The following is a 25,722-nucleotide window of genomic DNA, read 5'->3' on the forward strand; positions in this document are numbered from 1 at the left end:
TGTCCGTCTCCCGTCCCGCTCGCGCGCAACGCAGTGTCATGTGCCGTGGGCACAGTGTTACCCACGGGCCCCGGGACTTGTGCCGAGGCTCGCATGGAGCTGCCGCATGTGTCGGGCGAACTCCCGGCCCTCGTTGGTCAGTTCATCGGATTCAAGCAGCATCGCCAGTGCTTCGCCCACCTGATCGTGGACATGGTCGAACTGCTGCGCGGCCCGGGTGCTCCAGGCCCCCGGCACGCGGGGGGCGTCCCGGGCCCTGCGCCACAGATCGGCCAGTGCCAGATGGGCGTAGGTCCCCTGGAAGACCCCGGCGACCGGGCGCTCGTCGGCGCGCCAGCCGACCCGGTAGAGCACGGCGGTGCCGCCGGACCGGTAGAGCGGGACCAGTTCGTGGAGGGTGGACAGCTTGCCGTGGTGCAGCTCGTGCACCAGGGTCTCCGCCATGTCGAAGGCACCGGCGGACGGGGTCATGAGAACGGCCCCGGGGGCGACGCTCAGGGTGGCGCCGACGGCCCGGGGCCCGTGCGGGAGCAGCGGTACGAGCGCGCCGACCGTCCGGCCGATCTCCGCCGCCCGCGCCGGGTCGGTCCGCCGCAGCAGCTCCCGGGCGGCGCGCCAGTGCGCGGACCAGGCGGGGTGGTCGATGTCGGGCCGTTCGGCGGCGACCCTGGCCGGGGTGCCCACGCCGCCGGGGGGCACCCGGTACGGGTCGAGGTCCTCCAGACGGGCGGCTCCCCCGGCGAGTTCGCGCAGACCGCGCCAGCCGGGGCCGCTGCCGGTCACGGCGCCGGTGCGGGGACCGGCGGGCCTGAGGAGCGCGGCCGGGGCGCCGGGAGCGGCGGCGGAGTGGACCCGTACGACCTGGGAGCGGGAGATCAGCCGGACCGGGCCGGGGGCCACCACGACGCTCCCGGCGCCGGGCAGGCAGAGCACGCCTTCGGGGGCCCGCAGCACCAGGTCGAGGGGGCGTCCGGAGCGTACGGCGGCGGTGGCGGCGAGCGGTTCGAGATGGGCCAGGTGCCGGTCGAGGGCGGGACCGGGAGGGGCGGTGAGGGCGGCGGCGAGCCAGGCGCCGGTGGTCGGGTAGTCGAGGACGGCACGGACCACGCCGGGGGCGCCGCGCTCGGTCCGTTCGAGGAGGTTCCAGGCGGCTTCGAAGCCGCGCAGGGTCTCGGGGGCGATCCGGTCGCGGTACCGCCGCACCCGCACGAGCAGGGCCTTGAGCAGCAGCAGCCGGCGGGCGTGCACCCCGGACCGCAGGAAGGCCGTGTCCGCCGGGCCGGGCCGGGTGGCGGCCAGCGCGGCGAAGGCCGCTGGCCTCGGCGGCGCGGCGATCACTCCCGGCCCCCGGACCGGACCGGACCACGCGTCCGCGCGGGCCGGACCCGGGGAAGCGTCCGCGCGGGGCGGGGCGCGGGAACCGTCTCCGGGAGGCGGGGCGCGGGTGCCTCCGGGCGGCCTTCCGGCGGCCGGGAACGGGGCCCGGGGCCCAGCGGTCCGGGGCGGGGCCGGTCGTACGGCCGTCCGGGGCGGGGCCAGGAGAGCGCGCGTCCGCCGCGGGGTGCGGGGGCCGTGGGCCCCGCGTCGGAGGGTCCGTGCGCGGGGCGGGGGCCGAGGGCGTGTTTCACAAGTGGCGCCGTCTGCCCGGAGGGCAGGCCTGGCGGCGTCTGGTGCGTGCGATCGCAAGGCGGAGGGTCGCCCCGATACTGGATGTATCGGGGTGATCCCGACAACGCGGCGAGCGTGCGTGCCAGGCGTCGCCAGGCAGGCGGGACTTTCGAAACACGCCCCAGGGGCGGGCCCGGAGTGGTGCGGTCGGCTGGATTCCGCCGGTCGGTCGGGGGACGGGCAGGGTTCGGCCGGGCGGCCCGGGCCGCCCGGCCGTCAGTCGGTGAGGGCGTCCTCCGGCCAGGAGACGACCAGATCCGAGGGGTTGCGCAGTACTCTCTCGACCGCCGCGCCGAGGACGGCGTCGTCCATGACCCGCAGGGTCCGCAGGTCGACGGCGGCGAGATCGGGCCGATGCGGAGACCGGTCGGCATGGCGGCCGGCACCGATCGCCCACTCCGTACGCTCGAACACTCCCGGCTCCTCCTCACCGACGCTGTCCCCCACGGTCGTAGCGGCGCAGCGGTTCTTCCCGACGCGGGTAGACCGGAAACCCATTCGATTCAACTGCGCTCATTCGCGCCCCCGTTATCCAGCCGTTCCGTCGGACGCTCGTCCGCCGGTGTCGCTCCAGGTCCACCAGGGCGGCGCGATCCGCCGCCGGTCCCCCTCCGCGGGGTGGGCGTTCGGCCGGTCGTGGACGCCCGCCACCTCCGTGAGCAGGGCCCTGGTCCGTTCCACGTCCGCCCGGTCGACCTCCACGAGCCGCCCCGTGAGCCGCCGCCACTGTTCGGCCGCCGTCAGCAGTTCCCTCCTGGCCCGGCCGGGGCGGCCCATCAGCCAGAGGGTCGCGCCCAGGGCGTGCCGGGCGCGGGCGCCGGTGACCGTGCCCGGGTCGTCGCCGTGGGCGGCGCGGGACTCCTCCGCCGCGTTGCGGTACGCGGCGAGGGCGTCGCCGATCACACCGTCCCAGGCCACCTCCGCCAGTTCCAGGCGTACCCGGCCCAGTTGCAGCCAGACCTCGGCCCGCTCGCCGGGGTCGTCGGTGCCCCGGAGGGCCTGTTCCAGGAGGTGGCGGCTCTCGAAGAGGTCGGGCAGGAATCCGGCGCGGTGGAAGCGGAGGGCGAGGACGCTGCCGATCAGGGTCCGTGCCCTGGCCCGTTCGGGCGCTCCCGAGGGGAGCCGGGTGAGGGCCTCGCGCAGCACGCCCTCGGCCCGGTCGACGGGGGCCGTACCGGTGTCGGCCGCCGCCCGCCGCAGCAGCGAGCCGCCCCAGGTGAGCAGGAGCGGGCCGCGCTGCGCGCTGTCGGCGGGCGCGAGGAGGGTGGCCTCCTCGTACGCCTCGTCGGCGGCGGTCCCGTCGCCCTCGGTGTCGTACAGGCGGGCGCGCGCGGTGGTGAGGCGCAGCCGCAGGGCCTGGCCGTCGCCGAGGAGGGGTTCGGCGCGGTCGAGCGCGAGACGGACGCGCCCGGGCTCGGCCCCGGCGAGGTGCAGGGCGTCGGCGAGGTCGAGGAAGGCGGCGGCGCTCTCGCGGAGGGTGAGGGCGGCGTCGAGTTCCCCGGCGGCGGCCTCTCCGTCGCCCCGGGCGAGGAGCAGTCGGCCGCGCCGCAGGTGGAGGGTGTGGCGGGTGGTCCCGGGCCAGTGCGCGACGTCTCCGGCGAGGGCGGTGAGGGCGGCGTCGAGGTGGCCGGGGTCGTGGGTGTCGCGCCACAGGGCGTGGTGGACGACGGCGAGTTCGAGTCGGGCCTCGGCCCACGCCTCCTCGCCGGTCCTGGCGAGTTCACCGGCGCGTACGAGGGTCTCGGCGGCCCGGCCGAGGAGTTCGGGGCGGCGGCCGGTGCGGCGGGCGGCGGCGGTGCCCGCCTCGGCGTACAGGGCGCGGGCGAGGACGATGCGGGCTTCGACGGGTTCGGCGGGGAGGGCCGCCTCGGCGCGCTCGCGGGCCCCGGCGAGCAGGGCGGGGTCGGACTGGCCCCGGCCCTGGGCGAGGAGGCGGCGGGCCTCGGTGAGCGGGTCGGGGGTGACCAGGTCGGGGTGGTAGAAGCGGAGCACGCGCGCGGGGATGCGGGCGAACAGTTCGGTCTCGGCGCCCTCGGGGCCGAGGGGTTCGTCGGTCTCCTCGGGGAGTCCGGCGCGCCCGGTCCCGCCGTCGCCGGGGGCGGTGTCCGTGCCCGAGAGGCGGGCGGCGGCGAGCGCGGGGAAGTTCCTCATGCCCTGGCCGAAGTTGCGCTCCACGTAGGCCGAGCAGTGTTTGAGGACGAGGGCGGCGGCGCTGGGGTCGAGCGAGCCGAGGAGGTGCTGCTGGATGCCGGGCGGATAGCTGAAGCAGGGGTACGGGGTGGGGCCCGGGAGCCGTCGCAGGAGGCCGCTGAGGAGGACTTCGGCCAGTTCCATGGGTCCGGTGTCGGGGAGCATGGCGCGCTGCACGAGCTGCATGACGGGCAGGGTCAGCGGGGCGGCGGCGAGGTGGACGGCGAGCCGGAGCGCCCCGGGCGAGGCCCCGGCCCGGAAGGCGCGCAGGAGTTCGTCGTCGGCGCGGGGGGCGCGGGGCGTTCCGGGGGTGCGGGGCGCGGTCCGCTCGGGTCCGAGCCAGGCGCCCCAGCCGCGTACCGCGTCGCCGCCGTGTCCGGTGTGCAGGCGGGTCCAGGAGGCGAAGGCCTCGGGGGTGGGGGTGAGCACGGGGACGGCCCGGCGGCCGGGGACGGACGGTCCCCAGGGTTCGTCGTCGGAGCGGAAGGCGGGGTGGCCGCCGGGGACGGCGGAGCGCTGGAAGGTGCCGGGTTCGGCGGGGAGCGCGGTACGGGGCCACAGCCTCGGCGGCAGGGGCTGCACGAGGGCGAGCGGGGAGCGGCGGGGCCACTGGCGGAGGAAGCGCTGGGCGGCGCCGCTCTGCCAGAGGGGTCCGACGCAGTCGCTGACGACCAGGGTGAGGCGGCGGCCGGTGGGGTCGTGGAGCTGGTCGACGGGGCGCAGCCGGGGGCGGCCGTCGGCGCCGGAGGTGGTGGTGACGAGCGGGGGTCCCTCGCCGGTGTCGTGGAGGCGGTGGACCTGGACGTCGCGGAAGGCGCCGGACTGCTGGCAGGCCTGGCGGAGTTCCTCGACCATCCGGCTCCAGACGACCATGGCGGGGCCGGTGTCCATGAGGAGCTGGATGTCGGGGCGGCGGCCCGCGGCGGGGCGCATGACGGGGGTGAGGATGCCCGCGGCGGCGCTGCGTTCGGCGGTGGCCTCCTCGTCGAGGGTGCCTTCGCCGGGGCGGTGCGGGGCGAGGGTGTAGTCGCGCAGGGGGCGCAGGGCCTTCTGGAGGCCGAGGAGTCCGGGGAGGGCGTTGGCGCCGGGGGCGCGGACGGGCAGGGTCGCGCCGCGCTCGGATGCTCCGGCGGGCCGGGGGACGACCCCTGTTCCGGTGGCCATGTGGAGGCCCACGGAGTCGCGGACGGGCGTGTCCCCGGGGGCGGGCGTGGCGGTCGCGGTGCCGGTGGGCCCGTCCGGCGGGCCGTCGCCGGGGGTGTCGCCCGAGGTTCCCGGACGGTCGCGGCGGGCCGGGTCCCCCGGGGCGTCGGGGCGCTCGGTGTCCTCCGGCCCGGACCGGTCCTGGCGGGCGGCCGGGGGTGCCGGGCCCTCCGGTTCCGCGGGTTCCTCCGGCGGAGGGCCGGGCAGCCACCGGGACAGCCAGACGGCGTCGGCGATGTCCTCCGCGGTGGGGTCCTGGCCGGCGGCCCGCAGTCTGCGGGTCAGCTCCTCCAGCTGGGTCCGGAGCATCCGACCGTCACCTCGGCTGGTCGAGTGGCTGCATGAGCATGTCGGCGATGCGTTCCCTGGTGACCCGTTCCGCGCGGGAGGCGTGCTGGGTCAGGTAGAGGGCGTTGAGGAGCTGGTCGGTGGCGATCACCTCGCCGGGTTCCCGGTTGAGGAAGCGCTGGACGAGTCCCCGTTCCGCCTCTCCGGCGGCGGTGTCCCCGCCCAGGTGCGCCTCGATCATCGCGCCGACCTGCTCCTCGCCGGGCGGTTCGAGTTCCAGCCGGATGCAGCGGCGCAGCAGGGCGGCGGGGAAGTCCCGTTCCCCGTTGGAGGTGAGGACGATGAAGGGGAAGGTGGTGCAGCGGACCCGGCCGCCGAAGACGCGGACCTTGCGGCCGTCGTCGCTGAGCACCTCCACGACGGGTTCGCGGTCCGCGAGCCGTTCCAGCTCGGGGATGGCGAACTCGCCCTCCTCCAGGGCGTTCAGAAGGTCGTTCGGCAGGTCGAGGTCGCTCTTGTCGAGTTCGTCGATGAGCAGCACCCGGGGCTGCTCGGAGGGGAGCAGCGCGGTCCCGAGCGGTCCCAGTCTGATGTACGAGCCGATGCCCGCGGGGGCGGCCGCCGGGGCTCCGGGCGCCCCCGTCTGGGCGCGTTCCAGCTGGACGTCCTGGAGGCGGCCGATGGCGTCGTACCGGTAGAGGCCGTCCTGGAGGGTCGTACGGCTGACGATGGGCCAGCGCAGGACCCGGCCGAGGCGCAGTTCGTGGGCGACGGCGTGCGCGAGGGTGGACTTGCCGGTGCCGGGGTTGCCGGTGACGAGCAGGGGGCGGCGCAGGTAGAGGGCGGCGTTGACGGCGTCGGTCTCGGCGGGCCGGGGGTGGTGGTTCTGGACGAGCCTGCGCCGGACGCCGAGCCGCCGGTCGGCACCGGCCAGGGTGTCGTCGGCGCCGCCCGTCGAGAAGTCGCGCCAGGGCGGCGGGGCGGGCAGCCGCTGGATCTCGTCGTGCGGGAGACCGGCACCACGGTAGATCCGCCAATCGTTCACGAGGGACTCCTCCTGGCTGTGGTGTCGTTGCCGGGCCCGTCGAACGTACCGCCCGGAGGCGGCGCCTGCCGACGGGCCTTCCGGACGGATCGCGGGCGCCCGGTCCCGGTGGCCGCACCCGTCACTGCTCCCCCTCCCCGAGCAGGGGCGGGGCTTCCAGCCGCCCGCCGTGCGGGGGCCGGTCGGGCGGGTCGAGCAGGACGGCGATGCTCTCCGCCCAGGCGTACGCGGCGCGTGCCTCGGGTCCGGCGGCCCGGTCCGTCGCCCGGGTGCGCAGGGAGCGGACCGGGCCGCGCACGCCCCAGGCGGTGGCGGCGTCCGTGAGCAGCCGGTCGGCGCGCTCGTGGAACTCGGCGCAGTCGGTGTGGTCGTGGGCGCCGGTCCGCCAGAGCGCCAGCGGATGTCCGGCGGCCAGCGCCGCGTTCATCGCCATGAGTCCGTCGCCGCTGCCGACCGGGCCGCAGTAGACGGGGACGGTGCCGCCCGCCGCGTCCCTGAGCCGGTCGTACGTCTCCGCCCAGGTCTCCCGGCGTACGCGCGGGGTGTGCGCGTCGGGGCCCGCGCCGGGCGCCTCGGCGCGCAGCGGGGCGGCGTGCAGCGGGCCGCGCTCCCCGGCCTCCCAGCGCTCGCGCCATTCGGGGGAGGGTTCCCTGGCGTGTCTGCGGGCGTCCCGGATGACGACGATCCGGCGTTGGCCGAGAGTCGTCGTCCAGTCGTCGTCGGGGCCCGGGGGCGGTTCGAGACGCCAGGTGTCGAGGGGTTCGTCGAAGAGTTCGCGGGGGAGCACGGCCTCCACGGCTGCCAGGTGGGGTCCGCTGTCGCCATGCCGCAGGGCGTCCGCGAGGGGTTCGCGCAGGGTCTCCCTGAGCCTGGCCCTCTCGACGCCCCGGTCGTCGCCGTGGAGGGGGCTGACGGTCTGCCCGTCGAGCAGCAGCTTGACCCGCCACGGGTAGCGGCGGTCGTAGCGGGGGGTGTCGATCTCCAGGAGGACGTCGGCACGCGCGCGTGGTTCGCGTACGGACAGGGGGGCGGGGCGGCCGGGGCTGACGAGTCCGTCGATCTCGCGGCGCAGGAACCGGCCCGCGTCGCCCGACTCGTCGATGATCCAGCGGGTGAGTCCGGCGGTGTCGGCCCGGGGCCCGTACCGGCCGGCGACGTGCCGGACGACATGGGCCGCGTACAGGAGCACCGCGTCCGGTTCGAGGTCGGCGACGCCGTCCCTGCGGGGGGCGCGGAGTCCGCGCAGGAGTCCGGCGCCCTCGCTCCAGGTGCGCGGGTCGTGCTCCAGGGCGTCCGGCAGGTCGTCCTCCCTGATCCAGGCCTTGACCTGGTCGACGAGGTCGAGGATCTCACCGGGCGCGGTGGGGGCGGGCAGGTCGGCGAAGTGTCCGTAGAGATGGGTGCGCTGTCCGGGGGTGAGGCCCTGCGAGGCGGGCAGCAGCCGCTGGGCGCGGGTCCAGTCGGGCCGGTCGTCCAGCGAGCGGTAGCGGGCGAGGTGGTGCCGGTCGTGGGCGCGCAGGGCCTCGCCCACGGCCTCGCCGCCCGGCAGGTCGTGCAGTCTGCGCAGGGCGGTGACGGGGACGACGGCGCCCCCGTCGGGTCCCCGGCCCTTGTTGAGCCCGATGACGGCGCCCTGCCGGTGGTCGAGGACGGGGCCGCCGGAGCAGCCCTCGACGGGCATGACCCAGTCGGTGAGGAGGGCCTTCCCGTCGCTGCCGTTCAGGGTGCCGTGGACGTGCCGGACGCCGAGTTCGCCGGTCTCGCGGGACCAGCCGTGCAGTCCGACGGTGGTCGGCAGCGCGGGCGGGCGTTCGCTGAGCCGTACGCACGAGGCCTTCTGCGTGCCGGGGACGCGGACGAGCGCGAGGTCGGGGAAGGGCCACCGGTCCGGCGGGGCGTCGGGATGCTCGGGGCGGGGCAGTGCGAGCGCGACGGTGCCGACGGTCTCCCGGGTGGTCTTGCCGTCCTCCCAGATGATGCCGACGGCCGGTTCGCTCCTCCACACCGCGCTTCCTCCCTCGGCCACGACATGGGCGCAGGTCAGCACCCAGCCGGGGGCGATGAAGAAGCCGGTGCCCCAGTACCGGTCGCCGCCGGGGTCATACCCGCCGCCGGGAGCGGCGATGCGTACGAGAGCGGGGCGCACGAGAGCGTCGAAGGGGCTCATGCGGTGCCGTCTTCCGTCGGCCCTCCTTCGGGGGCTCTTTCCGGGGCGCCGGAACCGGCCGGGGGCGCGGGCGGCGCTTCGGCCGACGGCACTTCGGCGGGGGGTGCGGCGGGCGTCGGGGGCACGGTCGGCGCGGGCGGGACGTGCGGGGCGGGGGGTACGTGGGGTACGGACACGGGGGCGGTCGGGGGTACGGGGGCGGGCGGGGTTCCCGGTGCCGCGCCTCCCGGTGCCGCGCCTCCGGGGGCTTCGCCGGACGGGGCACCTCGGGGAAGGGCTCCGGCGTCCTGGGCGGGGAGGTCGGTGGCGCGGCCCGGTTCGGTCCAGGTCAGGGAGACGTTCACGGAGGCCGTGCCGGAGCCGTCGGCGAGGACCCCGATGACCTTGCCCGACTGCGCCGACAGTTCGATCCCGAAGCTGACGGCGACCTCCACCGGGCCCCTGGGTTCGAGCCCGGCGCGCAGCGAGCCGACCACCCCGCGCACCACGTCCGTGAGCCCGCCGGTCATCGAGACCACCCGGTCCCTGACACCGGTGTCCTGGAACCCGCCGCCCCGGCCGAGTTCCTGCACGTCACGGACCCTGGCCCACACCGGTGTGCCGTCATCCAGCCGAACCCTGGCGATTCCGTCCGTCACAGCGGCCCCCGCTCCCCGAAACGATGATGAGGAAGGCTAGTCGGTGGGACTGACAGGCGACAGGGGACAAGGGGCGTGCGCCTATCCTGATCGCATGTACTTCACCGACCGTGGCATCGAGGAACTGGCGAAGCGGCGAGGCGAGGAGGAGGTCACCTTCGAGTGGCTCGCCGAGCAGCTGCGGACCTTCGTCGATCTCAACCCCGACTTCGAGGTGCCGGTCGAGCGCCTCGCGACCTGGCTGGCCCGTCTGGACGACGACGAGGACGACGACGAGTAGGAAGCGCCGGGCGCGCGGGCGAGGGCGCGGTGCCACGCGCGCGCGTGGCCTGTTGGGCGGGGGTACGCGTGGGCGTGTCCCCGCCCATCGGCGTCTCCGGGGCCTCCCGCCGTCGGCGCGGCGCGGACGGCGTGAGTCATCGGGGCGGGTCCCGCGCGCGTGGGACCGACTCGTTCGCCGGGATCGGTAGGTCGGCGGGTACGGGTCCCCCGCGCGCGGGCCGCGCGGGCGCGGTACCGAGGACATGGTGGCGCTGCCCGGCGCGCGGTTCCGGCCCGTTCGGTCAGTTCTCCCGGAGCCGGTCGTAGAGCAGCCCGAGCGCGCCGTGTGCCACGAGCAGCGCCCCGGCCGTCGTCCAGCCGCCGCTGCGGCGGCCGACGCCCCAGCACAGCAGCGGCACTCCCGCCGCGAGTTGGACCCCGGCCAGCGCACGGGCCCGGGGGCCGCGCAGATACGGGCCGAGGGGGCCCTCCTCCACCGCGTCCAGTTCCGCGCGCACGGCGTCCCGCCAGCCGGGCCATTCGAGCTGCTCGGCGCCCTGGGCGAGGGCCACGGAACGGAGCCGGTCGGCGCTCTCGCCGGGGAGGAGTCCGGTGGGCAGGGCGAGTCCGACGCGTCCGAGGACGGCGACGACACCCAGGAGACGGCTGGCGGCGTCGGCGTCCGGGTCGGGCCCGGTGAGCGGCTCCAGGGCCTGAACGTCCAGGACGGGGTCGAGGGCGAGCCGGTCGGCGAAGGTGTGCATGGCCTCGTCCTCGCCGACGGGCGTGCCGTCCGCGAGCCAGGTGTAGCCGACCGTGCGGCGGAACCCTGCGGCGAGGGTGAGTCCGGCCCGGTCGCGGTCCCACCAGAGCGCGACCACCGGCCAGGCGGCGGCGGAGACGGCGAGGGCGGTGGCCCAGCCGGTGACGACCTGCTCGACGGACTCCCCGTCCTGGAGCCAGGGCCTGCCCTCCGGTACGAGGACGCTCCAGTCGTCGCCCGCGGGGGCGAGGAGAAGCTGTTCGCGGAGCAGCTGGGCCGGTGGGCGGACCGCGGGAGGGTCGGCACGGCAGAGCAGCAGCGCCCCGGCGGGGCTCGGTCCGGATGTCGCGTTCATGGACCCCACGCTAAGACAGTTTGTCCGTGTACGGCAGCCATTGCCCCCGACCCTGTCAGGGAAGAGTCAGGGTTGACTTCACTTGGCCGCGATATATCGTGTCTAGCGAGAGACGCGATATGTTGCGTTGCCGAAACGGGAGGTCAGCACCATGACAGAGTGGTCCGTCACCGAGCCGACGAAGCTGGCACCGCCCGAGCCCGTGACCCGGTTGCGGGTCCGCATCGTCAACGGCACGGTGAACGTGGTGGGGACGGAGGAAAGTTCCGCCCGCGTGGAGATCAGCGAGATCGAGGGACCGCCGCTGATCGTGTCGCAGGACGGCTCCACCCTGACCGTGAGCTACGAGGACCTCCAGTGGAAGAGCATCCTCAAATGGCTCGACCGCAAGGAGTTCCGGCGCCGGGCGGTCGTCTCCGTCGCCGTCCCCGCGGGTGTCGACGTCGAGGTGGGCGTGGTCGGCGCCGAGGCCGTCGTGACCGGCATCAAGGGGCGCACGGAGGTGCGGGGGGTCACCGGTGACACCACCCTCCTCGGGCTCTCCGGCCCGGTCCGCGCCGAGAGCGTCTCGGGCAGCCTGGAGGCCCAGTCGGTCACCGGCGCCCTGCGGTTCCACTCGGTGACCGGGGACGTGACGGTGATCGAGGGCGCGGGCGCCTCCGTGAAGGCGGAGACCGTCAGCGGCGACATGGTCATCGATCTCGACCCCGCCGAGACCGACGGCCCGCCCGCCGACATCCAGCTCTCCAGCGTCTCCGGCCAGGTCGCCATCCGCCTCCCGCATCCGGCCGACGCCCGGGTGGAGGCCAGCACCACCAGCGGCTCCGTTTCCAACGCCTTCGAGAGCCTGCGGGTGGGCGGCCAGTGGGGTGCCAGAACCGTCACCGGCACCCTCGGTTCCGGCCGGGGCACCCTCAAGGCGACCACCGTCTCCGGTTCCATCGCCCTGCTCCGCCGTCCGGAGCCCGACGAGGACACCGGTTCCTCCCCCTCCGCCACCCCCTCCGCGTCCGGAAAGGTGCTCTGACATGCCGCCCGTCTTCGCGCACGGCCGCCTCCGTCTGTATCTGCTCAAGCTGCTCGACGAGGCCCCGCGCCACGGCTACGAGGTGATCCGCCTGCTGGAGGAGCGCTTCCAGGGGCTGTACGCGCCCTCGGCCGGCACGGTCTACCCGAGACTCGCCAAGCTGGAGGCCGAGGGCCTCGTCACCCACGCCAGCGAGGGAGGCCGGAAGGTCTACTCGATCACGGACGCGGGCCGCGCCGAACTGGCCGGGCGCGGCGCCGAACTGGACGACCTGGAGCGGGAGATCCGCGAATCGGTGTCGGAGCTGGCGGCGGAGATGCGCGAGGACGTGCGCGGCGCGGCCGGCCGGGTCCGCAGCGAGATGCGCGCGGAGGCGGGCCGGACCCGTACCGCGGAGTCCTCCTCGTTCGCCGAGGCCAAGGAGGAGCTGCGCCGGGTCGGGCAGGAGTGGAAGGAGCAGGCCCGGCAGGCCCGTGCCGAGGCGAAGACGGCCCGCCACCAGGCGAAGGAGTTCCAGCGGATCGCCCAGCAGGTGCAGGACGAGGTGCAGGACCGCTTCTCCCGGGGCGACTGGCCCAAGGGCGTCTGGGAGGGCCTCTCGGACATCACGTCCCAGCTCGGCGGCCTGGTGACGGGCACGACTCCCCCGAAGGCCGCGCCCCAGGAGCCGGCGTACACCCCGGCTCCGCCCGGCGAGGCCCCCGAGTGGGCCAGGGACACCGAGGGCTCGGGCGACCCGGCCCGCGACCTGGACCGTCTTCTCGACCGGTTCCGCGACGAGATCCGCGACGCCGCACGCGACCACGGGGTGAGCCAGGAACAACTGGCCGAGACCCGCGACCGCCTGTCGGCGGCGGCGGTCGGGATCACCGGCCTGCTGCGGTCACGGGAAAGGAGCTAGGGGCATTTCGGAAGGAGCGCCGCCTGCCCGGGCGGGCAGGCCTTGGGGGGGCAGGCCTGGTCGGGCAGGCCCGGCAGCGTCCGGTGCGTGCGCTCGCAAGGCGGAGGGTCACCCCGACACCTGATGTATCGGGGTGACCCCCGCAACTCGGCGAGCGTGCGTGCGTGCCGGACGCCGCCGGGCAGGCGGGACTTTCACGACCCGCTCCGGGAGGGCGGGGTCAGCCCGGGAGGGCGGGGTCAGCCCGGGAGGGCGGGGTCAGCCCGGGAGGGCGGGGTCAGCCCGGGAGGGCGGGGTCAGCCTCGGGTGACCGTGACGGTCACCCGGGCTCCCGGGGCGGCCAGGACCCAGGCCCTGCCCGGGCCGGTCCGGAGGACCAGCGCACCGCCCCGGGCCGTCACCCGCCAGTCGCCGGGCGGCAGGGACAGCTCGGTGACCCGGGAGCCTCGTCGGCCCGCGGAGTCGTAGACGAGGCGGTAGACCCCGGCCGTGGGGTCGTAGGCGGTGGAGCGGACCGTGCCCGCGACGGCCTCCGCGTAGGGCTCGGCCGTCAGCTCCTTGTTCGTCCGGAAGGCTCCGGCGCCGTCCACCGCGCAGTAGCCGCCGCCGTAGCACCACACATAGCCCGCCGAACCGGAGCTGTAGCGGCCGAGGGAGGCCATGGCGTCCCGGTAGAAGCGGTTCATGTTCGGGAGGGAGTTGTTGAGCGGCCCCCACTCCCCCACCACCACGGGGACCTTGTACTCCTCGGGGTAGCGGATGACCGCCTGTTCGTAGGTCTCGATCCAGCGCGCGGCGGGGTCGTAGTCGGCGCCCGCCTCCATGCCGGTGTTGTAGAAGTGCGGGGCGTAGACGATCTTCGGGTCGTCGATCCTGCCCAGCCCGGTGGGCACGCCCTCGCCGACGATCGGGGTCGGCTCGACGAAGATCCAGCGGGACCTGTCGACCGTACGGACCGCGTCCGCGAGCCGGTTGTACATCGGGGTGAGCTGGTCGCGTTCGATGCGGCGGGCGGCCGTGGCGAGGTCCTCGCCCTCCTTGAGCTCTCCCATCGGTTCGTTGATCAGGTCGTAGCCGAGGACGGCCGGGTGGTCGCCGAAGCGGTCGGCGAGCAGCCGCCACATGCGAGCCTGGGCGCGCCGGAGGTCCCCGTCCTCGTAGAGGTGGGTGAAGGCGCGCTGGACGGCGGGCTGGAAGTACTCGGAGAACCAGTCGTCCGGGTTCGGGGTGAAGGGCAGTCCGTCGGTCCTGGTCGCCCAGGCGGGCACGCCCCGATGGCCGAACGCGGGCCCGAAGACGTCCTGGTGGGCGTCGATGAGGACCTTGACGTCGTACTTCGCGGCCCAGTCGAGGATGCGGCCGATCTTCTTCAGATAGCCCTGGCTGTACTGGCCGGGCCGGGGTTCCAGGTCGTCCCAGAAGACCAGGAGGCGGGCGAAGTTGAAGCCCTTGGCCCGCATGTCGCGGAAGTGGCGTTCGGTGATGGCGGAGAGGGCGGCGTCGCCCCGGTTGGCCTTGTCCTCGACGTTCCAGCCCCGCAGGGTGAGGGTGCGGCCGTACGCGTCGGTGAGGGCGGGGATCGCGGGGCGGTCGGCCCGGACCCCGGCCATCGCCCCGGGCGGGGCGGGGCGGACCGCCGCCCCCGTTCCCCCGGAGGTGGCCCGGGACGCGCCGCCCGGGGCGGCGTGGGCGGCCGTCGGGACGAGGAGCGCGGCGACGACTGCGGTCGCGGCAAGGGTGGTTCGCAGCAAGGAAGACCTCCGGCACAGAGATGTGAGCGATGTTCACCTTTCGCGTGCCGGAGATCCCATCAGGTGTCCTGACGCGTCATCAAGAGGTCGTCAGCACGATCTTTCCGAAGAGTTCGCCGGAGGCCATCCGCGCGAAGCCCTCCCGTGCCCGGTCCAGGGGCAGGACCTCGTCGACGACGGGCCGGACACCGGTGGCGGCACAGAAGGAGAGCAGGTCCTCCAGTTCGTCCTTGGAGCCCATGGTGGAGCCGACGACCTTCAGTTCCAGGAAGAAGATCCGGGTCAGTTCGGCGTGCGCGGGCCGGTCGCCGCTGGTGGCACCCGAGATGACGAGGGTGCCACCGGGACGCAGCGACTTGACCGAGTGCGACCAGGTGGCGGCGCCGACGGTCTCGATGACCGCGTCCACCCGGCCCGGGAGCCGGGCGCCGGGCTCGTACGCCTCGACCGCGCCGAGTTCCACGGCCCGTTCGCGCTTGGCCTCGTCGCGGCTGGTGGCGAAGACCCGCAGCCCCGCGGCCTTGCCCAGGACGATGGCGGCGGTGGCGACCCCGCCGCCCGCGCCCTGTACGAGCACCGAGTCACCGGGCCGTACGCCCGCGTTGGTGAAGAGCATCCGGTACGCGGTCAGCCACGCGGTGGGCAGACAGGCGGCCTCCTCGAAGGAGAGTTCCTTCGGCTTGGGCAGGACGTTCCAGCGGGGCACGGTCACCCGCTCGGCGAAGGTGCCCTGGTAGCGCTCGGTGAGGATGGAGCGGGGCTCGTCGGGCCCGACGCCGTGCCCGGTCTGTCCGATCACGGAGTGCAGGACGACCTCGTTGCCGTCCTCGTCGATGCCCGAGGCGTCACAGCCGAGGATCATCGGCAGCTTCTCCTGCGGGAGCCCGACCCCGCGCAGCGACCAGAGGTCGTGGTGGTTGAGCGAGGCGGCCCTGACGGTGACGGTGGTCCAGCCGGGCCGCGCCTCGGGTTCGGGGCGTTCGCCCAGTTCGAGGCCGTTCAGGGGCTGGTCGCGGTCGATTCTGGCGGCGTAGGCAGCGAACATGGCCCCGACCCTAGGGGCCCGCCGACGGCCGGGGAACCACACTCCGATGTGACCCATGTCGCCCGGCGGGTCGCCGCTCTCCGGCCATCGCCGGACACCCGGAGCGAGCACGCCGCCCGCCGCCCGACGCCCGCGGCCGCACCGCACCGCACCGCACCGCACCGGACGCCCCCGCCGCCCCCACAGACCACACCCAGGCCCCACAGCCCCCTCAGGCCCCACACAACCCCCACCCCATGCCGTACGCCCGACCCCGGACACGCCGAAGGGCCCCGTCCCGGTCCGGAACGAAGCCCTCTGGCGTACGGATGCCGCGTCCCCGCATGGACACGGCACCGGGTGGCGCGTCAGCGGCGGGCGACGCCCTCCGCGCGGGCGGTGGCGGCGACCGCGGCGGCGACCGCCGGGGCGACGCGCTCGTCGAACGGGGACGGGATGACGTAGTCGGCGGCGAGCCCGTCACCGACCACGTCCGCGATCGCGTTGGCCGCGGCGATCTTCATGCCCTCGGTGATCCGGGAGGCCCGGACCTGGAGCGCGCCCGCGAAGATGCCGGGGAACGCGAGGACGTTGTTGATCTGGTTCGGGTAGTCCGAACGACCGGTCGCCACGACGGCCGCGTACTTGTGCGCGACATCGGGGTGGACCTCGGGGTTCGGGTTGGCCATGGCGAAGACGAAGGCGTCCGGGGCCATGGAGGCGACGGCCGCCTCGGGGACCGTACCGCCGGAGACGCCGATGAAGACGTCGGCACCGGCCAGGGCGGCGTCCAGGGAGCCGCTGATGCCCGCCTTGTTCGTCAGCTCGGCGATCTCACGCTTGACGTCCGTGAGGTCGTCCCGGTCACGGCTGACGATGCCCTTGCGGTCGGCGACGGCGACGTCACCGAGACCGGCCTCCAGGAGGAACTTGGCGATGGCGATCCCGGCCGCGCCGGAGCCGGAGATGACCGCGCGCAGCTCGCCGAGGGTCCGGCCGGTCAGCTTCGCCGCGTTGCGGAGAGCGGCGAGGGTGACGATGGCGGTACCGTGCTGGTCGTCGTGGAAGACGGGGATGTCGAGGCGCTCCTGGAGCTTGCGCTCGATCTCGAAGCACCGCGGCGCCGAGATGTCCTCCAGGTTGACGCCGCCGAAGGAGGGGGCGAGCCGGACGACGGTCTCGACGATCTCGTCGGTGTCGGTGGTCGCGAGGGCGATCGGGACCGCGTCCACTCCGCCGAACTGCTTGAAGAGGATGGCCTTCCCCTCCATGACCGGGAGGGAGGCCTCCGGGCCGATGTCACCGAGGCCGAGCACGGCCGTCCCGTCGGTCACCACGGCGACGACCTGGGACTTCCAGGTGTAGTCGTTGACCAGCTCGGGCTGCTCGGCGATCGCGGTGCACACCTTGGCGACGCCGGGCGTGTACGCGAGGGACAGGTCGTCCTTGTCCCGGAGGGGAACGGTGGCCTGGATGGCCATCTTGCCGCCCCGGTGGAGGGCGAAGACAGGATCGAAGAGCTCTTTGGGAGCCCCTTCCGTACCGCTGTCATTGCGAGGATTGACGATCTCCGCTGCCATTGGGTTGACCCCTTAGGTCTTTTCATTTGAGGGTGGCCACTCCCGGTTGAGGAGGGGTGGGGAGGCACCGCGGCCGCCGTGTCTGGCAGCCGCTCGGGCGCGCCGCACAACGCGCCCTGAGCCCCGGATGAGGGGTGTAAGGATCCTTCTTACCGGACGGACAGCACCGCGGACGAGTCCATATCTGCTCGGTGACATGACTCATACCCAGCGCATCCGGACACGGACGGAGAGCGACACGTCACACGATGTCCCGATAGATGGGCCCCGGGGATGATTGGCGGCCTTCCCGTCGTCCGTATGGCGAGATGGGCGAGAAATCCTCCGGCCGCACGAGGGGTGGACCGCAGATGGTCCGGCCTTGTGGCACAAGGCCATGGGCGTCAGAAGGCCACCCGTTACCCGATTTTGACATCCGTGGCCGTCTGTTTGAGCTGGTCCGAATGGCAAGATGCCGTCATCACACGGGGTCACGACCATCGAAGACGTGTACGTGACCTCCCTGGCAACTCCCTCATACGCCGGAGGAACCCGATCATGACCGCACGCACCACGCGCTGTACGACCGCCAAGACCCGCACGTCCCGTCTTGCCGCGGTCGCCGCCCTCGCGGTCGCCGGCTCCGTCCTGCTGACCGCCTGCGGCGACCAGACCGACAACGGCGCGGCCACCACCCCGACGAAGGGCGGTGGCTCGGCGTCCGAGAACGCCGCGCCGCTCTTCTCCAAGCTGCCCGCCGACATCCAGAAGTCCGGTGTCATCAAGGTCGGCACGGACGCCTCGTACGCGCCGATGGAGTTCACCGAGGGCGGGAAGATCGTCGGCGTCGACCCCGACATCGCGCAGGCCCTGAGCAAGCAGCTGGGCGTCGAGCTCCAGTTCACCTCGGGCACCTTCGACGGTCTGATCACCTCGATCTACACCGGCCGCCAGCAGCTGATCATGTCCTCGATGACGGACAACAAGAAGCGGCAGGAGGGCCTGGACGACAACGGCAAGAAGATCGGCAAGGGCATCGACTTCGTCGACTACTTCAGCTCCGGCGTCTCCCTGCTGGTCAAGAAGGGCAACCCGCAGGGCATCAACTCGCTCGACGACCTCTGCGGGAAGACCGTCGCCGTCCAGCGCGGCACGATCTACGAGGACACCTTCAAGGCGCAGGCCACGAAGTGCGGCGACAAGAAGCTGACGGTCCAGGCCTTCGACAGCGACGCCGAGGCCCAGACCCGCGTCAAGGCCGGTGGCGCCGTGGCCGACCTGAACGACTACCCGGTCGCCGCGTACATCGCGAAGACCTCGGGCGGCGGCAACGACTTCGAGGTCGTCGGCAGCCAGAGCGACGTCGGCCTCTTCGGCATCGGCGTCTCGAAGGAGAACACCCAGCTGCGCGACGCCGTCAAGGAGGCGCTCGACGCGATCATCAAGGACGGCACGTACGCCCAGGTCCTGAAGAAGTGGAACGTCGAGGGCAGCGCCGTCGCGTCGGCCACCGTCAACGCCGGCAAGTGACCTCCCCGCTCCACTGAAGGGCAGTCGTCATGACTGACAGGATCAGCAAGGAACCGGCCGCGGCTCCGGCCGGTTCCGGTGCCCCGGGCACCCCGTACGAGGCGATCAAGGCCATACCGGTGCGGCACTACGGGCGCTGGGTCAGCGCCGTCGCGGTGGTCGCGCTGCTCGGCTGGCTCGTCTACGCCTTCTCCCAGGGCGATGTCATCTGGGACACGGTGTGGGACAAGGTGTTCGACCCGTCGATCATCAGCGGTCTCTGGAACACGGTGGTCATCAGCGTCGCCGCCATGGCCCTCGGTCTGGTCCTGGGTGTCCTCTTCGCGGTGATGCGGCTCTCCAAGAACCCGGTGACCGGCGCGGTCGCCTGGCTGTACATCTGGTTCTTCCGAGGCACCCCGGTCTACGTCCAGCTGCTGGTGTGGTTCAACCTGTCGCTGATCTTCCAGTACATCGACCTGGGGCCGGTCTACAAGAACGAGACCGTGGACGTCATGACGCCGTTCATGGTGGCGCTGCTCGGCCTCGGCCTCAACGAGGGCGCCTACATGGCGGAGATCGTCCGCGCGGGCATCCAGTCGGTCGACGAGGGCCAGACCGAGGCGGCGCACGCGCTCGGCATGTCCCGGACGAAGACCATGGGCCGCATCGTGCTCCCGCAGGCCATGCGGGTGATCGTGCCGCCGACGGGCAACGAGTTCATCAACATGCTGAAGACCTCGTCCCTGGTCTCGGCCGTGCAGTACACCGAGTTGCTGCGGGCCTCCTCGAACATCGGCAACACGGCCGGTGCCGTGATGGAGATGCTGTTCGTCGCCTCGATCTGGTACCTCGCGCTGACCAGCGTGTTCAGCGTCGGCCAGTACTACCTGGAGCGCCGTTTCGCCCGGGGTTCGATCCGTGACCTGCCGCCCACCCCGTGGCAGCGCATCACGGCGAACCTGACCACCTTCAAGCGATCGGCGGTGTCCGGATGACCGGTCAGCCCATGGTCAAGGCCGAAGGCGTCCACAAGTCCTACGGCACGGCCCACATCCTCCGGGGCATCGACCTGGAGGTCCGCAACGGCGAGGTCTTCTGCCTGGTCGGGCCCTCCGGCTCCGGCAAGTCGACCTTCCTGCGGTGCATCAACCACCTGGAGCGCGTCGACGGCGGCCGGCTCTCGGTCGACGGGCAGCTGGTCGGCTACCGCCAGAAGGGCGACAAGCTGTACGAGCTGAAGGACAGCGAGGTCGCCCGCCAGCGCCGGGACATCGGCATGGTCTTCCAGCGCTTCAACCTCTTCCCGCACATGACGGCACTGGCCAATGTCATGGAGGCGCCGATCCAGGTGAAGGGCGAGTCGAAGGCGGTGGCCAGGGAGCGCGCCGAGCGGCTGCTCGACCGGGTGGGCCTGCGGGACAAGACGGGCAACTACCCGGCCCAGCTCTCGGGCGGCCAGCAGCAGCGCGTGGCCATCGCCCGCGCGCTGGCGATGGAGCCGAAGCTGATGCTCTTCGACGAGCCGACCTCGGCGCTCGACCCGGAGCTGGTGGGTGACGTCCTCGACGTCATGCGGGACCTCGCCGAGTCGGGCATGACGATGATCGTCGTCACCCACGAGATGGGCTTCGCCCGTGAGGTCGGCGACTCGCTGGTCTTCATGGACGGCGGCGTGGTGGTCGAGTCGGGCAACCCGAGGGACGTCCTGGGCAACCCGCAGCACGACCGGACGAAGGCGTTCCTCTCCAAGGTGCTGTAGGGCCCACGGGGACGGAAGAAGCCGGAAGGGGCGGTACGGGTATCCCGTACCGCCCCTTCGGCGTGTCCTCGCCACCCTTCGGGCGTGCCCGGCCCGCCACGACACCACGAAGAGTGGGCCCCGCTTCAAGGCCCCGTCTACTTCACCGCGAGGAGCAGGGTGTCGGAGGGCGAGGCCCAGACGGCCCTGGCCTCGCCGAATCCGGCGGTGCGGAGGGTGTCGGCGTGCCAGCGCGGGGCGGGCATGTCGCCGTCGGCGTGCTCGCCGTAGATCTCGAAGCGGCGGGCGGTGGGCCCGGCGAGGACGGGGTCCGCGGCGGCGAGGGCCCACCACTCGGCCCAGTCCAGGGCGCCCCCGGCCTTGGCGCGGTCCATGACGGCATGGCGCTGGGCGCGCTCGGCGGCGTTGATCCGGGGGGTGGTGCCGTCGATCATGTGGTCGGCGTTCATGAAGACGCCGCCGTCGCGTACGAGCCCGGCGAGCTGCCCGTAGAGGGTGGTCAGCGGCCCGCTGTGGAGCCAGTGCAGGGCGGTGGCGGTGAGGACGGCGTCGTACGAGTCATGGGGCAGCCGTCCGGCCCACTCCGGGTCCTTGAGGTCGGCGGTCACGAAGGTGACGCGCGGATCGTCCGCGAAATACCCCTCGGCGATGGCGAGGAGGGCCGGGTCGAGATCGACACCCGTACTGGTCGCCTCCGGGAACCTCCGGAGGAGCCGATCCGTGATACTTCCCGTACCGCAGGCGAGGTCGAGGACACGGGGCTTCGGTCCCACGAGGGCCTCGACCATGTCGAGCATCACGCGGAACCGCTCCTCACGGTCCGGCATGTACCACTCCTGCTGACGGTCCCAGCTCTGCTGCCAGGCCGCCCAGTCGGTTCCGGTCATCGTCGTTCCTCCCCGCATTCGTAATACCCTCAAAGGGGAAACAGCCGTTACCCCTTCCGGTCGAGACACTAGCCCGCCGAAGTAAGGACTACAAGTGGAACTGGCCCATTACTCGGATTTCGCCGTGCGTCTGGTCAACACCGAGGAGCCGGCCCGCGGCAAGGACACGCTGACCTCCGTCGAGGTGCTCAGGGACCTCTTCGGCCCGGCCGGTCAGATGGCCCGCCGGGTCACCGAGGCCGACCTGCCCCGCTTCCGCACCGTGCGGGCCAGGCTGCGGGCGGTCTTCACCATGGCCGACGAGGGCGACCACACGGGGGCGGTGGACCTGCTGAACTCCCTGCTCCTGGAGTTCCCGGTCAGCCCGCAGATCTCCGGGCACGAGCACCTGGACGAGGAGGGCCACCCCCGGTGGCACATGCACCTCGCCGACCACTCCTCGAACGCGACCACGGGGTACGCGGCGATCTCGGCGATGGGCCTCGCCTTCCACCTGACCGAGTTCGGCCCGGACCGCTTCGGCCTCTGCCAGGCGGCGCCCTGCCGCAACGCCTACCTGGACACCTCCACCAACCGTTCCCGCCGCTACTGCTCGGACCGCTGCGCGACCCGCGCCAACGTGGCCGCCTACCGGGCCCGCAAGCGCCTGGAGGCCGACCGGCCCGACCGTACGGGCCGCACCGCCGAGAACAGCCAGGAGAGCGTCACCCCCGCCGACCGCTGACGCCCCGGCGTCAGCGGCCGGTACCGCGCCCGGACCCGCCCGAGGACCAGCTCGGGCGGTACGGCTCCGAAGACCCGGCTGTCCCCCTCGGCGGCCGGGTTGTCCCCCAGCACCCACCAGCCGCCGTCCCGCCGCTCGACCAGCCGCTTGACGATGAGCAGGTCCTGCTGGAGCGGATGGCGCAGCACGGCCACACAGCCGGGCCGCAGCCGCCCGCCGTAGTGCACGAACAGCCGGTCGCCGTGGAGCAGCGCGGGCACCATCGACACCCCCGTGACCTCGGCGACCCCGAACGGCGGCCCCGCGTCGACGCCCCTCCCCCACCCCGATTCCCTCATCCGGCACCTCCCGGTCCGCTCGTACGACGGCTCGTCCGCTCGTACACGAGTCCGATGATGACCCTGGACTTTTGACCTAAGCCCCAGGGGGCGCCCGCGAAAACGCCCTTCTCACCGAGTAATGTCCCACCTGAGAAGACGATCACGAGGAAGGACGGCTCAATGCTCTCCCGCCTGTTTGCCCCCAAGGTGAAGGTCAGCGCCCACTGCGACCTCCCGTGCGGCGTGTACGACCCGGCCCAGGCCCGCATCGAGGCCGAGTCGGTCAAGGCTGTCCAGGAGAAGTTCCTGGCGAACGAGGACCCGCACTTCCGGGCCCGCGCCACGGTCATCAAGGAGCAGCGCGCGGAGCTCGCCAAGCACCACGTCTCGGTGCTCTGGAGCGACTACTTCAAGCCCCCGCACTTCGAGAAGTACCCCCAGCTCAACCAGCTGGTCAACGACACCCTGAAGGCCCTCTCGGCCGCCAAGGCGTCGACGGACCCGAAGACGGGCGAGAAGGCGCTGGAACTCATCGCCGAGATCGACCGCATCTTCTGGGAGACGAAGAAGGCCTGATCTCAGCCTAGGCCGCCTGACCTGCACTTTCGCGGGTCCGGCTGCCTACCTGTCCGCACCCGGTCCGCAGGCCGCCGAGCACGGCGTCCATGACGGCCCGGGTGCGGTCTTCTTCCCCGGGCCACAGGTGCGCGTAGATCCGCAGCGTGATGACGGCGGACGCGTGCCCGAGGACGAGCTGCACCTGCTTGACGCTCGCGCCACCGGCGATGAGCGCGGAGGCGTAGAAGTGCCGCAGGTCATGGGTGACCATGTGGGGCAGCTCGACGGCCTTACGGCCTTCCTGCTCGGCGGCCCCGCTCTCGGACGCCTGGAGCGCCTTGCGAGCCCCATTCCACTCGGTCTTCCACCGCCGGTAGTTGAGCGGCTCGCCCTCCTCCATGGTGAACAGCCACTCCCCGGAGGGGCGTGCGGCGAGATGCACGAGGAGCGCGTCGGTGACGACCTCGCCGACCGGGACCGTACGTCGGGACTTCGCGGTCCTCGGCGGGCCGATCTTCCCCGACTGGAGCCGCTGCCGCTCGACGCGGATGGCGCCGGCCTTGAAGTCGACGTCCGACACCCTCAGGCCGAGCAGCTCGCCTATGCGAAGCCCTGACCCAGCGAGGGTGACGACGGCCGCGCGGATGTACGGCGGCATCACCCGCGCCATCGACCCGACCTGCTCAACCGTGGGCGGGGTGACCTCCTCGTCCGGCACGGCGGGGAGGATGATCCTGCGGCACGGGCTGGAGGCGATGACCTTGTCGTCCACGGCCGCCGTCATGACGCGTACGAGAACGTCGTAGACGTTCCGCACACTGCCGGGACCGGAGCTGGTCGGAGAGGTGCTTGAAGAGCACCTGGATGTCGTTGCGGGCGTATCGCCGCCATGGAGCGGGCGCCCAGCGCCGGTACGAGGTGGAGCCGTAGCGCGTTGCCGGTGATGCGCTCGCCCGCCTCACTGGCGATGAGCGAGCCCTCCCACTTCTCGGCGTACTTCTCGAAGGTGACGCGGCCGGCACGCGGATCGACGTACTGGCCGGTGACCATGCTGGCCGTGACCTCGTCGAGCCAGCGCTGAGCATCGAGCTTCCGCTCGAAGTGACGGGCGTGCTCCTTGCCGTCGAGATCGCGGTAGCGGGCCCGCCACTTGCCGTTGGGGTGCTTCTAAATGTTGGCCAAGTGGCCTCTGCTTCATGTCGGTTGTCAGTAGTGGCCGCCGTCCGCGATGTCGTTGCTGAGTGTGCGAGCCATCCACCGAGGAACCGTGCCCGAGCGCGCCAAGCCGGTGCTGGACCGCGTCGAGCAAGTAGTCGAAAGCAGCTACCTGCTGATCGACCGCCTCCTGAGGAAGGCACCGCGCATGGTTCCTGACGTCTCCACCGGCTCCGACAGCCGCGGACTGATCGTCTACCTCTTCGGTCCCGGCCGCCGCGACGAACACACCGACCCGCACATCGTCGCCGCCTGGGACATGGCCGGCGCTCCCGACCCCGGCCGCGACCCGACAGCCACCTACACCCAGCTCGCCAAGCGCCTCGACGCCCACGTCGACCTGCGCACCCGCGAGCTGGGCGGCAAGAATCCGCCCCAGCACGTCTGGCACTGCCCAGTCCGTACCGCGCCCCGGCGACCGCTACCTCACCGACACCGAGTGGGCCGACGTCGCCCGCCGCATCGTCCACGCCACAGGCATCGCCCCCGAAGGCGACGAGAAGGCATGCCGATGGATCGCGGTACGCCACGCCGACGACCACATCCACATCATGGCCACCACCGCCCGCGCACCCACCGCGACGGACAGCGGGCCCAAGCCGAGTGCCGCAAGGTCGAGGCCGAGTTCGGCCTGCGCCGCCTGAAGTCCGGCGACCTCACCGCGCCCCGCACCCCCACCGGCGCCGAACGGGCCAAGGCCGAGCGTCAGGGCCAGACGGTAACAGCACGCCACTGGCTGCGCGAGCAGGCGTACGCGGTCGCCGCCGCCGTACGAACCGAGGCCGACTACTTCACCGTGCTGCAGTCCCTCGGCATCAAGGTCAAGACACGCCTCGGTCCCGAGGCCGGCGACGTCATCGGCTACAGCCTCGCCGCACCCGGCGACACCAACGCGGCCGACGAACCCGTCTGGTACGGCGGCTCCAAACTAAGGCCTGTCTGACAATTCCCGCCTGCCGCGCGACGCCATGCACGCACTCTCGCCGCACCGGCCCCAGACCCACGTACATCCAGTACGCGGGCCTGGGGCAGGCACGCCGAGAGCACGCACCTGACGCCGCGCGGCCGCCCTGCGGGCGACGCCGCGAATTGTCAGACAGGCCCTAGCCCCCGACCTCTCCATCAACCGGCTACGCGAACGCCTCCCCGACCAGGAGGTGGCCGACCGACCTCAATGCGTGGCAGACCTCGCCGACCCATGGCGGCACACCACCACCGCCATACACGCGACACGCACCGTCCTCGACTCCGATGACGATGCCGCCGCCCAGGGACACCTGGCCGCCTTCGGCGACGCCCTGTACAACATCGCCAGCGCCACGACCGGCCCACACCGGGCAGAACTACGAGCGCCGGCAATGGCGTTCAACCGCGCCCGCCGCTCCGCCACCCGCGCCGACCACCAGGCCGCCACCGCCCTGCGCAAGGCCGCCAAGGAACTCGCCTACGCCTCCAACGAGCCGGGCGGACTCGCCATCGCCCTGCTCTTCGCCACCGTGCACCTGGCCCGCGCCGCCGCCAAATGGCACGAGCAACGCGGCCACGAACAGCAGGCCGCTGCGGCCAGGGAAGCCTTCCGCCACCTGCAGGCGGGCTACCAGCAGGCCGCCCCACCCGTCCTCGCGCACTTGGCCCGCCGCGCACCGCGAGCCGCGACCGCCCGCCGCTTCGAACAGGACGTTCGTGCGGCCCTCCCCGACCGGATCCTCGCCGACCCCACCTGGACCGCCCTGACCACAACCCTCGCCCACGCCGAGACCGCCGGCCACACCCCCCGACGCCTCTTGGCCGAAGTGGGCACCCAGCGAGAACTCAGACCGCGTTTGAGATCTGCCATGGGACGATCGGTCGGTGACTCGACTCGTGGACCGTGACCGCTCCCTTGAGGAGCTTGAGTGTGACCGCTG

At 73.0% G+C, this 25,722-nt stretch carries 20 protein-coding genes and 3 pseudogenes; 10 read left to right on the forward strand and 13 right to left on the reverse strand.

Annotated elements, in window-relative coordinates:
• Positions 1-57 precede the first annotated feature (57 nt).
• The 6 genes from ACIRQY_RS33155 to ACIRQY_RS33180 all read right to left on the reverse strand — a co-directional run bounded on the left by ACIRQY_RS33155 (position 58) and on the right by ACIRQY_RS33180 (position 9,199).
• Positions 58-1,338: an HEXXH motif domain-containing protein gene (locus ACIRQY_RS33155; RefSeq protein WP_403931891.1), complete on the reverse strand. Its 1,281-nt coding sequence runs from the start codon at positions 1,336-1,338 to the stop codon at positions 58-60.
• 546 nt (positions 1,339-1,884) lie between these two features.
• Positions 1,885-2,082, reverse strand: coding sequence for a hypothetical protein (locus tag ACIRQY_RS33160; protein WP_351781850.1), 198 nt, complete (start codon positions 2,080-2,082; stop codon positions 1,885-1,887).
• A gap of 114 nt (positions 2,083-2,196) precedes the next feature.
• Positions 2,197-5,370, reverse strand: a complete 3,174-nt coding sequence (locus tag ACIRQY_RS33165) for an SAV_2336 N-terminal domain-related protein (protein ID WP_403931893.1) — start codon at positions 5,368-5,370, stop codon at positions 2,197-2,199.
• Between the two features lie 7 nt (positions 5,371-5,377).
• Complete coding sequence (locus tag ACIRQY_RS33170; protein ID WP_351781846.1) at positions 5,378-6,394, reverse strand: MoxR family ATPase; 1,017 nt, start codon at positions 6,392-6,394, stop codon at positions 5,378-5,380.
• Between the two features lie 121 nt (positions 6,395-6,515).
• Positions 6,516-8,561, reverse strand: coding sequence for a trypsin-like peptidase domain-containing protein (locus ACIRQY_RS33175; protein WP_351781844.1), 2,046 nt, complete (start codon positions 8,559-8,561; stop codon positions 6,516-6,518).
• Positions 8,558-9,199 (reverse strand): CU044_2847 family protein, encoded by a 642-nt coding sequence (locus ACIRQY_RS33180; protein WP_403931896.1) that lies wholly within the window; start codon positions 9,197-9,199, stop codon positions 8,558-8,560. The genes ACIRQY_RS33175 and ACIRQY_RS33180 overlap by 4 nt, the downstream gene beginning before the upstream one ends.
• Before the next feature lie 94 nt (positions 9,200-9,293).
• Here ACIRQY_RS33180 and ACIRQY_RS33185 point away from each other — a divergent pair, with 94 nt between their 5' ends.
• A complete protein-coding gene (locus ACIRQY_RS33185; protein ID WP_403931899.1) occupies positions 9,294-9,479 on the forward strand; it encodes a DUF6104 family protein in 186 nt (61 codons plus the stop codon).
• A gap of 283 nt (positions 9,480-9,762) precedes the next feature.
• Here the strand turns inward: ACIRQY_RS33185 and ACIRQY_RS33190 are convergent, their stop codons facing one another.
• Complete coding sequence (locus ACIRQY_RS33190; protein ID WP_403931901.1) at positions 9,763-10,578, reverse strand: hypothetical protein; 816 nt, start codon at positions 10,576-10,578, stop codon at positions 9,763-9,765.
• Positions 10,579-10,729: 151 nt separating this feature from the next.
• On the opposite strand from ACIRQY_RS33190, the gene ACIRQY_RS33195 reads away from it, so the two are divergent.
• Both ACIRQY_RS33195 and ACIRQY_RS33200 read left to right on the forward strand, forming a co-directional pair.
• Positions 10,730-11,605 (forward strand): DUF4097 family beta strand repeat-containing protein, encoded by an 876-nt coding sequence (locus ACIRQY_RS33195; RefSeq protein ID WP_403931904.1) that lies wholly within the window; start codon positions 10,730-10,732, stop codon positions 11,603-11,605.
• Position 11,606: 1 nt separating this feature from the next.
• Positions 11,607-12,506 (forward strand): helix-turn-helix transcriptional regulator, encoded by a 900-nt coding sequence (locus ACIRQY_RS33200; protein ID WP_403931907.1) that lies wholly within the window; start codon positions 11,607-11,609, stop codon positions 12,504-12,506.
• A 296-nt stretch (positions 12,507-12,802) separates the two neighbouring features.
• Here the strand turns inward: ACIRQY_RS33200 and ACIRQY_RS33205 are convergent, their stop codons facing one another.
• The 3 genes from ACIRQY_RS33205 to ACIRQY_RS33215 form a co-directional block, all read right to left on the reverse strand.
• Positions 12,803-14,116 (reverse strand): cellulase family glycosylhydrolase, encoded by a 1,314-nt coding sequence (locus tag ACIRQY_RS33205; RefSeq protein WP_403931922.1) that lies wholly within the window; start codon positions 14,114-14,116, stop codon positions 12,803-12,805.
• A 220-nt stretch (positions 14,117-14,336) separates the two neighbouring features.
• The gene (locus ACIRQY_RS33210) at positions 14,337-15,302 is read right to left on the reverse strand and encodes a zinc-binding dehydrogenase (RefSeq protein WP_403931909.1); all 966 of its coding nucleotides are present in this window, start codon (positions 15,300-15,302) and stop codon (positions 14,337-14,339) included.
• A gap of 347 nt (positions 15,303-15,649) precedes the next feature.
• Entirely contained in the window at positions 15,650-16,861 is a 1,212-nt protein-coding gene (locus tag ACIRQY_RS33215; RefSeq protein WP_403931911.1) for an NADP-dependent malic enzyme, read from the reverse strand.
• 537 nt (positions 16,862-17,398) lie between these two features.
• On the opposite strand from ACIRQY_RS33215, the gene ACIRQY_RS33220 reads away from it, so the two are divergent.
• The 3 genes from ACIRQY_RS33220 to ACIRQY_RS33230 are packed head-to-tail and all read left to right on the forward strand — an operon-like array spanning position 17,399 to position 20,111.
• Positions 17,399-18,370 carry an ABC transporter substrate-binding protein gene (locus tag ACIRQY_RS33220; protein WP_403931913.1) on the forward strand — a complete coding sequence of 324 codons (972 nt, stop codon included), beginning with the start codon at positions 17,399-17,401 and terminating at the stop codon, positions 18,368-18,370.
• 29 nt (positions 18,371-18,399) lie between these two features.
• Positions 18,400-19,347, forward strand: coding sequence for an amino acid ABC transporter permease (locus tag ACIRQY_RS33225; protein ID WP_351781826.1), 948 nt, complete (start codon positions 18,400-18,402; stop codon positions 19,345-19,347).
• Positions 19,344-20,111, forward strand: a complete 768-nt coding sequence (locus ACIRQY_RS33230) for an amino acid ABC transporter ATP-binding protein (RefSeq protein ID WP_351781824.1) — start codon at positions 19,344-19,346, stop codon at positions 20,109-20,111. The genes ACIRQY_RS33225 and ACIRQY_RS33230 overlap by 4 nt, the downstream gene beginning before the upstream one ends.
• A 137-nt stretch (positions 20,112-20,248) precedes the next feature.
• On the opposite strand, the gene ACIRQY_RS33235 is transcribed toward ACIRQY_RS33230, so the two are convergent.
• A complete protein-coding gene (locus ACIRQY_RS33235) occupies positions 20,249-21,016 on the reverse strand; it encodes a class I SAM-dependent methyltransferase (RefSeq protein WP_403931916.1) in 768 nt (255 codons plus the stop codon).
• A gap of 76 nt (positions 21,017-21,092) precedes the next feature.
• Here ACIRQY_RS33235 and ACIRQY_RS33240 point away from each other — a divergent pair, with 76 nt between their 5' ends.
• Positions 21,093-21,722: a CGNR zinc finger domain-containing protein gene (locus tag ACIRQY_RS33240; RefSeq protein ID WP_351781820.1), complete on the forward strand. Its 630-nt coding sequence runs from the start codon at positions 21,093-21,095 to the stop codon at positions 21,720-21,722.
• On the opposite strand, the gene sodX is transcribed toward ACIRQY_RS33240, so the two are convergent.
• Entirely contained in the window at positions 21,626-22,060 is a 435-nt protein-coding gene (gene sodX / locus ACIRQY_RS33245) for a nickel-type superoxide dismutase maturation protease (protein WP_351781818.1), read from the reverse strand. The genes ACIRQY_RS33240 and sodX overlap by 97 nt on opposite strands.
• Positions 22,061-22,222: 162 nt before the next feature.
• On the opposite strand from sodX, the gene sodN reads away from it, so the two are divergent.
• On the forward strand, positions 22,223-22,618 hold the full coding sequence (sodN, locus tag ACIRQY_RS33250) for a superoxide dismutase, Ni (RefSeq protein WP_384856509.1): 396 nt from the start codon (positions 22,223-22,225) through the stop codon (positions 22,616-22,618).
• A 7-nt stretch (positions 22,619-22,625) separates the two neighbouring features.
• On the opposite strand, the pseudogene ACIRQY_RS33255 reads toward sodN, so the two are convergent.
• Positions 22,626-23,767 (reverse strand): annotated as a pseudogene (locus ACIRQY_RS33255) (tyrosine-type recombinase/integrase); the annotation flags it as partial.
• 196 nt (positions 23,768-23,963) lie between these two features.
• Here ACIRQY_RS33255 and ACIRQY_RS33260 point away from each other — a divergent pair.
• Both ACIRQY_RS33260 and ACIRQY_RS33265 read left to right on the forward strand, forming a co-directional pair.
• Positions 23,964-24,743 (forward strand): annotated as a pseudogene (locus ACIRQY_RS33260) (mobilization protein); the annotation flags it as partial.
• A 175-nt stretch (positions 24,744-24,918) separates the two neighbouring features.
• Positions 24,919-25,650 (forward strand): annotated as a pseudogene (locus tag ACIRQY_RS33265) (mobilization protein); the annotation flags it as partial.
• Positions 25,651-25,722 lie beyond the last annotated feature (72 nt).

Source organism: Streptomyces sp. NPDC101490 (genome assembly GCF_044767145.1).
GTDB lineage: Bacteria > Actinomycetota > Actinomycetes > Streptomycetales > Streptomycetaceae > Streptomyces.